The 7,602-nt window shown below is 63.4% G+C and carries 8 protein-coding genes and 1 riboswitch; of the genes, 2 read left to right on the top strand and 6 right to left on the bottom strand.

Annotation, left to right across the window (positions count from 1 at the left end):
• Positions 1-326 (bottom strand): transporter substrate-binding domain-containing protein (locus EOA85_RS21880; protein WP_127211138.1); only part of this gene is annotated, 326 nt, incomplete at its 3' end.
• 92 nt (positions 327-418) lie between these two features.
• Positions 419-1,513 carry a 2'-deoxycytidine 5'-triphosphate deaminase gene (locus tag EOA85_RS21875; RefSeq protein WP_127211137.1) on the bottom strand — a complete coding sequence of 365 codons (1,095 nt, stop codon included), beginning with the start codon at positions 1,511-1,513 and terminating at the stop codon, positions 419-421.
• 125 nt (positions 1,514-1,638) lie between these two features.
• Positions 1,639-1,716, top strand: a riboswitch (SAM riboswitch).
• 74 nt (positions 1,717-1,790) lie between these two features.
• Here EOA85_RS21875 and EOA85_RS21870 point away from each other — a divergent pair.
• Positions 1,791-2,981 carry an O-succinylhomoserine sulfhydrylase gene (locus tag EOA85_RS21870; protein ID WP_095517058.1) on the top strand — a complete coding sequence of 397 codons (1,191 nt, stop codon included), beginning with the start codon at positions 1,791-1,793 and terminating at the stop codon, positions 2,979-2,981.
• Positions 2,982-3,023: 42 nt separating this feature from the next.
• On the opposite strand, the gene EOA85_RS21865 is transcribed toward EOA85_RS21870, so the two are convergent.
• Positions 3,024-4,178: a ceramide glucosyltransferase gene (locus EOA85_RS21865; protein ID WP_127211136.1), complete on the bottom strand. Its 1,155-nt coding sequence runs from the start codon at positions 4,176-4,178 to the stop codon at positions 3,024-3,026.
• 224 nt (positions 4,179-4,402) lie between these two features.
• Between EOA85_RS21865 and apaG the strand changes: the two genes are divergently transcribed.
• Positions 4,403-4,795 carry a Co2+/Mg2+ efflux protein ApaG gene (gene apaG, locus EOA85_RS21860; RefSeq protein WP_065005838.1) on the top strand — a complete coding sequence of 131 codons (393 nt, stop codon included), beginning with the start codon at positions 4,403-4,405 and terminating at the stop codon, positions 4,793-4,795.
• A gap of 137 nt (positions 4,796-4,932) precedes the next feature.
• Here the strand turns inward: apaG and EOA85_RS21855 are convergent, their stop codons facing one another.
• The 3 genes from EOA85_RS21855 to EOA85_RS21845 all read right to left on the bottom strand — a co-directional run.
• A complete protein-coding gene (locus EOA85_RS21855) occupies positions 4,933-5,967 on the bottom strand; it encodes an Hsp33 family molecular chaperone (protein WP_127211135.1) in 1,035 nt (344 codons plus the stop codon).
• A 93-nt stretch (positions 5,968-6,060) separates the two neighbouring features.
• The gene (gene argF, locus EOA85_RS21850; RefSeq protein WP_127211134.1) at positions 6,061-6,972 is read right to left on the bottom strand and encodes an ornithine carbamoyltransferase; all 912 of its coding nucleotides are present in this window, start codon (positions 6,970-6,972) and stop codon (positions 6,061-6,063) included.
• A gap of 17 nt (positions 6,973-6,989) precedes the next feature.
• Positions 6,990-7,602, bottom strand: a 613-nt coding sequence (locus tag EOA85_RS21845; protein ID WP_127211133.1) for an aminotransferase class III-fold pyridoxal phosphate-dependent enzyme, incomplete at its 5' end; no start/stop codon positions are given.

Genomic DNA, 7,602 nt, shown 5'->3' with positions numbered 1-7,602 from the left:
GTGAAGGAGACCTGCTTCTTGCGCTCCTCGGTAATGCTCATGGACGCGATGATGGCGTCGAACTTTCTGGCCTGGAGCGCCGGGATCATGCCGTCCCAGTCCTGCGTGACAAGTTCGCATTCGACCTTCATCTGAGCGCAAAGCGCATTGGCGATGTCGATGTCGAAGCCGGTGAGCTTGCCATCCGCGGTGATGGTGTTGAACGGCGGATAGGCGCCTTCGGTGGCGATCTTCAACTTTTCCTGTGCTTGCGCCGACAAGGACCCGGCAGCCATCACCAGCATGGCAGCTGTTGCTGCCGATGCGATCCATCTTGAAATCTGCATTTCTTTGTTCCCTTGGTTCAACCACCTTGATGGTTAGGCACAGCCAAGCACGACCCGCAAGGCCAGGCAAGCACAGTCTGGTTGATCGGGGATCAGCGCGCGGCGCGGAAATGTTTGGACAGTTTCAGGCCCTGTGCCTGATAATTCGAGCCGAGATCTGTGCCGTAGAGCGCCTGCGGCTGCTTCAGCATGTGCTCGTAGACCAGCCGTCCGACGATCTGGCCGTGGTCGAGGATGAACGGCACTTCGTGGCTGCGCACTTCGAGCACAGCCCTGCTGCCGGTGCCCCCGGCCGCCGAATGGCCGAAGCCCGGATCAAAGAAACCGGCATAGTGGACACGGAACTCGCCAACCAGCGGATCGAAGGGCGTCATCTCGGCGGCATAGAGCGGCGGCACATGCACCGCCTCCTGGCTGACGAGGATATAGAATTCATCGGGATCGAGCACCAGTTCGCCAGCACCGCTCTTGTAGAGCGGCTCCCAAAAATCGACAACATCCTGCGCGGCGCGCTTGTCGACATCGACCAGGCCGGTGTGGTGCTTGCCGCGGTAGCCGACCAGCCCGTCCTTGTCGCCATCGAGGTCGATCGACAGTGCGATGCCGCCGCCGGAAATGTTCGGCGGCTCGGTGGCGACGAGCGTCTCGGCACGATGCAATTCGTGCAGCTCGCTTTCCGACAAAAGCGCATTGCCGGTGCGGAACCTGATCTGCGACAGCCGCGAGCCGGCACGGACGACGATCGGAAAGGTGCGCGGGCTGACTTCCAGATAGAGCGGGCCGTTGTAGCCGGCAGCGATCTTGTCGAACTCGTGGCCGCGATCGGTCATCACCCGGGTGAAGATGTCGAGCCGTCCGGTCGAGCTCTTCGGGTTGGCCGAGGCCGAAACGTTTGCCGGAAGCGCCAGGCTCTCGAGCAACGGCACGATATAGACGCAGCCCGTCTCCAGCACCGCACCGTCGGCGAGATTGATTTCGTGCAGCTTCAGGCGGTGGAGTTTTTCAGCAACCCTGTGGTTCGGGCCGGGCAGGAAGGAGGCGCGCACCCGCCAGGCCTTGTCGCCAAGCCTAAGGTCGAGGCTGGCCGGCTGGACCTGGTCGGCATCGAGCGCGCGCGGCGATTTCAGCGCGCCCGACCGGAACAGCGCGGAAATATCCTGATCGGGAAGAATGCCTGTCTGCCGCAAAGTCTGGCTCCGCTCGAAGGCCGGGCGTGGTCTCGTTTTGTCGCAGGTTCCTGCCGCGGAACCCGCTGGTACAAACCTCTTAATCATGCCGGCAATTGACGCAAGCGTGGTGCGGGTTTAAAGGGTCGTTATCCCGTGGTGATTTGGCCGGTCGGCTTGCAGCCACGTTAAACAAGTCGCTAAAGGACCGTCGGCCCGGAAGGCCATATGGACCGGTTGCGACTTTCGCGGCCGGTTTTTTTGTATTTGGGCCATTTTTGGTGTTTGGAACAAGGTGATGACGAGCAACAAGCGCAACTGGAAGCCTCAGACCGCACTCGTGCATGCGGGAACGCTGCGTTCCGGCTTCGGCGAAACCTCCGAGGCGATGTATCTCACGCAAGGCTATGTCTACGATACGGCGCAGGCGGCGGAGGCCCGCTTCAAGGGCGAGGAACCGGGCTTCATCTATTCGCGCTATGCCAATCCGACGGTCGACATGTTCGAGAAGCGCATGTGTGCGCTGGAAGGTGCCGAAGATGCCCGCGCCACCGCATCCGGCATGGCGGCGGTGACAGCGGCGTTGCTGTGCAGCGCCAAGGCCGGCGACCACATCGTGGCGGCGCGCGCGCTGTTCGGCTCCTGCCGCTGGGTGGTCGAGACGCTGGCGCCGAAATACGGCATCGAGGCGACGCTGGTCGATGGCACCGAAATCGCCAATTGGGAAAAGGCGGTCAGGCCCAACACGAAGCTGTTCTTCCTTGAAAGCCCGACCAATCCGACGCTGGAAGTCGTCGACATCGCAGCCGTCGCCTCGCTTGCCGATTCGATCGGCGCGCGGCTGATCGTCGACAATGTCTTTGCCACGCCTTTGCAGCAGAAGCCGTTGCAGCTCGGCGCCCATATCGTCGTCTATTCGGCGACCAAGCACATCGACGGCCAGGGGCGCTGCCTCGGCGGCGTCATCCTGTCGGACAAGAAATGGATCGACGAGAACCTGCACGATTATTTCCGCCACACCGGTCCCAGCCTGTCGCCGTTCAACGCCTGGACGCTGCTGAAGGGCCTGGAAACGCTGCCGCTGCGCGTGCGCCAGCAGACGGAAAGTGCCGGCCGGATCGCGGACTTCCTCGCCGAGCGGCCGGAAATCGCCCGCGTCATCTATCCCGGCCGCGCCGATCACCCGCAAGCGGCGGTCGTCAAGAGGCAGATGTCGGGCGGCTCGACGCTGATCTGCCTCGACGTCAAGGGCGGCAAGCAGGCGGCCTTCGCCTTCCAGAACGCGCTCGATATCGTGCTGATCTCTAACAATCTCGGTGACGCCAAGAGCCTGATCACCCATCCGGCGACGACGACACACAAGAATCTGAGCGACGAGGCGCGCGCCGAACTCGGCATCGGGCCAGGCACGCTCAGGCTGTCCGTCGGCCTGGAGGACACCGACGACCTGCTCGAAGACATCGAGCAGGCCCTGAAAGCCGCCAGATAGTGCACTGGGCGGTGTCGCTCGAATCGTCAAAATCAGGCGCGGTCAGGCGCCCGACGGGGTCTCTTCCAATTCCGCAACGGCGCTGGTGTGGATGGTCATCGTGTTGCCACGCCAGTCGACGGCACCGCTGAGCCAGCCACGCGCCCAGACAATCGGCAAGATGCAATCGCGCGCCATCATCGCCGGGACCATGCGTAGCGACAGGTGCCAGCTCTTGGCCGAGGCGAGAGCGCATTCCGGGAGATAGGCGACTACCAGCACAACGAGGGCGGTCGCCGACAGGCTGAAGCCGGCGCCGGCCGCAGCAACCAGCGCAAGCGCCAGCGGCACCGCCGCGCCGACCAGTATTTCGGGTGCGAAGAACAGTGGGAAGGTGACGCGACGCAGGCGTGCCCAGCGGGCCTGGCGCGACCAGATTTCGCCGAGCGTGCGAAAACCGAGCGGCTGCTCAAAGGGCGAGGCGACGAGATTGACGCGCAGTCCAAGCCCGTTGACCAGCTTGGTCGCGGCGGCATCCTCGGCGATCTCGGCGGCAAGCGCACGGATCCCGCCATTGGCGTCGAGCATGGGCTTGTCCCACAACATGCTCTTGCCTTGGGCAAAGCCAAGGCCTATCGCCTCGCCGGTATATTGCCAGCGCGCCTGCAGCGTGTTGAGGAAGGCGCATTCGACCTCAGCCCAGAACCCGTCCGGCCGCGAGCCGATCGGCGTCGAGCAGACAAGGCCGGTGTCCGGCCGCCATGCCGCCATCAGATGCTGGACATAATCCCTCGGCATCAGAACGTTGGAATCGGCAAGGATGATCCAGCGGTGGCGCGCCGCCTCCCAGCCCTTCACGCAATTGTTGAGTTTCGGATTGCCGCTGATGCGATCGTCGCCGACGAGCAGCCGGGCCGGCACGGCCGGAAAACGGGCAATCGCATCGGTGACCGGCCTGGCCACCGGGTCGTCGGCATGGGCGACGCAGAAGATGAGTTCATAGCACGGCCAGTCGAGAGAGAAGGCGCGCTCGAGCGTCTCCTCGGCAAACGGCTCGACGCCGCGCGACGGCACGACGATCGACACCGGAGGCGCCTTGCCGGCTGGCGGCGCGATCCTGCCAGGCCGCTTCAGCTTCAACGAAGCGAGCAGGATGCTGGCAAGATTGACGAGAAGCAGAGCTGTGGAAAGCAAGGCGGCTGTGACTGTCAGTTCCATCGATATCTGGTCACTCCAGAAAAGCCGGCCGCATGATAGCCGTTTTCAACAGTTCGACGGAATGCTGAGTCGCCCGGCCCTGCACACCATCATTGTCATGTGTCACTTAAATGACATTGTTCTTCGGCACCTGCGCGCAAACGAGTCGGGCAACGACGGAAGCGCCCCGTTGACCAAACTGCGGAGAGCGTCGAAAGTTCCGTCTGCATATTGTGGAGTAGGCTATGTACAGCGCCGTTACGCGCAACATCGAAGTACAGGTCAGGCCGTTCTATCTGGAAGATCGCTCCGACCCGTCGGAGAACCGCTATGTCTGGGGCTACCAGGTGACCATCGACAACCAGTCGGATGAATTCGTACAACTTCTGTCACGCTATTGGCACATCACCGACGGCACCGGCCGGGTCGAGGAAGTGCGCGGCGCCGGCGTTGTCGGCGACCAGCCCGAACTCAACCCCGGCGACAGTTATCAATATACGTCTGGCTGCCCGCTCTCGACGCCGTCCGGCATCATGGTCGGCCACTATACGATGCGCAACAAGCGAGGCGAGACGTTCGACGTCGCCATCCCCGCCTTTTCGCTCGATCTGCCGGGCACGCGGCGCACCGTCAACTGACCAGCTAGACCTGATCCATCCCGATAGAATCGGGATGGGCTCTAACTCTTAGACCAGGACCTTTTCCGAACCGAAGGTCAGCGAAGCAAAAACGCTTTCCACTTTTCGATGCGCGGACCTTCGGTCGGGATCATGGTCTACTGCGCCGCGGCAAACTCCGCCGGATCGAAGTCATATTGCTTCGAGCAGAATTCGCAGGCGACATGAATGCCGCCATCCTCGGTGCTGTCCCTGATCTCGTCGGCTGAGAAACCTTCGAGTACGCCGCGGATCTTATCCCTGGAGCATGAGCACTCGTCGGCTACCGGTACGCCGCCGAAGACGCGGACGCCGTGCTCGTGGAACAGCCGGTAAAGCAACCGCTCAGCGCCGATCGTCGGGTCGATCAGTTCCGTCGGCTCGATGGTGCCAAGCAATGCCAGAAGTTCCTGCCAGGAATTGTCGGCCGGATCATGTATCTCATCGCGCGGATCGCCGTCGCCGCCCGGAAGGTCGGGCACGCGCATGCGTTCCGCCGATTGCGGCAGGAATTGCGCAAGGATGCCACCGGCACGCCATTGCTCGCGGGCACCGCCGACACCGGGCGTCAACAGCTTGGCCACCGAGAGTCTGAGGTCGGTCGGGATCTGTTCCGACTGGCGAAAATAGGTGCGCGCGGCCTCCTCCAGCGTCTCACCGTCGAGCTGGACGATGCCCTGATAGCGCTGCGTGTGGGCACCCTGGTCGATGGTCAGCGCGAGGACACCGCTGCCGAGCAGCGTCTGCTGCGAGGTCTCGCCGACAGATGTCAGTGCCTCCAGCCGGTCGGCGTCGAAGCGAGCATAGGCGCGCAGCGCCTGTGGCGTGGAAAAATCCGCCACCAGCATGTCGACCGGCCCGTCGGTGCGGGTCTGCAGGATGAACTTGCCCTCGAACTTGAGCGAGGTGCCAAGCAGCACCGTCAGCACGCAGGCTTCCGCCAGCAGGCGGGCGACCGGCTCGGGATAGTCATGACGGCTGAGGATCGCGTCGAGCATCGGCCCGAGCTGGACGGTGCGGCCGCGCACGTCGAGCGGGCCGACCTCGAAGGGCACGACATGATCGTCGCCGGCGTAGCCGAATTCGCCGAGTTTGGGTTGATGTTCAGCCAATTGATGAGTTTCCAACATGACAAAGCTCCGGGGCGCGGCCATGCCGCCCTCCGGGGCGCATGCGTCGAAACGCGCTCGATTTACGTGATGCGGCTGAGATAGGCATCACGTACTCCCGGATCAAGGCGGCCCGGATCAAGCGCCCAGACACCAGGCCAAAACCGCCTTCTGGGCGTGGAGCCGGTTCTCGGCCTCGTCGAACACCACCGAATGTGGCCCGTCGATGACCTCGTCAGTGACCTCCTCGCCACGATGCGCCGGCAGGCAGTGCATGAACAACGCATCGGGTTTCGCCTTCGCCATCAGCGCCGCATTGACCTGGTAGGGTGAGAAGACATTATGGCCGCGAGCACGGTGCTCCTGGCCCATCGACACCCAGCAGTCGGTGACGACGCAGTCGGCCTCGTGGACCGCCTGCTCGGGCGAGCGGGTGAAGTTCAACTTGCCGCCATGCGCCCTCGACCAGTCGACATGCTTCTGCGCCGGCTCGCTGCCTTCCGGCACGGCTACGTTGAGATTGAAGCGGAACCGCGCCGAGGCCTCCAGCAGCGAATGCAGCACGTTGTTGCCGTCGCCGGTCCAGGCGATGGTCTTGCCGGCGACCGGACCGCGATGCTCCTCGAAAGTCATGATGTCGGCCATCAGCTGGCACGGATGGGTATCGTCGGTCAGCCCGTTGATGACGGGAACGGTGGCGTTCTCGGTCAGCTCCAGCAGCCGGTCATGCGATGTGGTTCGGATCATGATCGCATCGACATAGCGCGACAGCACCTTGGCCGTGTCGGCGATGGTTTCGGAGCGGCCGAGCTGCATCTCGGTGCCGGTCAGCATGATGGTCTCGCCGCCGAGTTGGCGCATGCCGACGTCGAAGGATACGCGCGTGCGCGTCGACGGCTTGTCGAAGATCATCGCCAGCACCTTGCCTTCGAGCGGTTTTGTCCGCTCGCCAGCCTTGAGCCTTGCCTTTCGCACGACGGCATCGTCCAGCATGAAGCGCAGATCGCCCTCGGAAACGGCGGAAAGATCGGTGAAATGGCGAAGGCTCATTTGGGGTCTTTCGACTGTTACTTCGCGGCAGCCGCGGCTATGGCATCGGCCAGGCCCCTGGCGCCGGCGCGGATGCGGTCGAGCGCTTCATGGATCTCGGCGTCGGTGACGGTGAGCGGCGGAAGCAGGCGAAGGACGTTGTCACCGGCCGGAACCGCCAGCAGATGCTGGTCGCGCAACGCCATATTCACCTTGGTGTTGGGTGCGGCGCATTTCAGGCCGAGCATCAAGCCGGTGCCCCTGATGTCTTCGATGATATCAGGAAATTCGTCGGCGACACCCGCCAGCCCCTGCTTTAACAGCAGCGCCTTGCGCTGGACATCCTCCAGGAAGCCGTCCTCCAGCACCACGTCGAGCACGGCGTTGCCGACCGCCATCGCCAGCGGATTGCCGCCGAAAGTGGTGCCGTGCACGCCGGCGGTCATGCCGACGGCCGCCTCGTCGGTGGCGAGGCAGGCGCCCAACGGGAAGCCGCCGCCGATGCCCTTGGCAACCGCCATGATGTCGGGCGTGACGCCAGCCCATTCATGCGCGAACAATTTTCCGGTGCGGCCGATGCCGCACTGGACCTCGTCGAAGATCAGGAGCAGGCCATTCTGTTGGCAGAGCTGCCTCAGCCGCTTCAGCGAC

The organism is Mesorhizobium sp. M5C.F.Ca.IN.020.29.1.1 (assembly GCF_003997375.1).
Lineage (GTDB): Bacteria > Pseudomonadota > Alphaproteobacteria > Rhizobiales > Rhizobiaceae > Mesorhizobium > Mesorhizobium wenxiniae.
The sequence above is the reverse complement of the archived record's forward strand: the minus strand, read 5'-3'. Positions and strand labels throughout refer to the sequence as shown.

Bases quoted from the DNA above. Each gene is read 5' to 3' on its own strand.
- EOA85_RS21855 (WP_127211135.1), bottom strand. From the start codon at position 5,967: ATGGCCGCGCCCCGGAGCTTTGTCATGTTGGAAACTCATCAATTGGCT.
- apaG (WP_065005838.1), top strand. From the start codon at position 4,403: ATGTACAGCGCCGTTACGCGCAACATCGAAGTACAGGTCAGGCCGTTC.
- argF (WP_127211134.1), bottom strand. From the start codon at position 6,972: ATGAGCCTTCGCCATTTCACCGATCTTTCCGCCGTTTCCGAGGGCGAT.
- EOA85_RS21870 (WP_095517058.1), top strand. From the start codon at position 1,791: ATGACGAGCAACAAGCGCAACTGGAAGCCTCAGACCGCACTCGTGCAT.
- EOA85_RS21865 (WP_127211136.1), bottom strand. From the start codon at position 4,178: ATGGAACTGACAGTCACAGCCGCCTTGCTTTCCACAGCTCTGCTTCTC.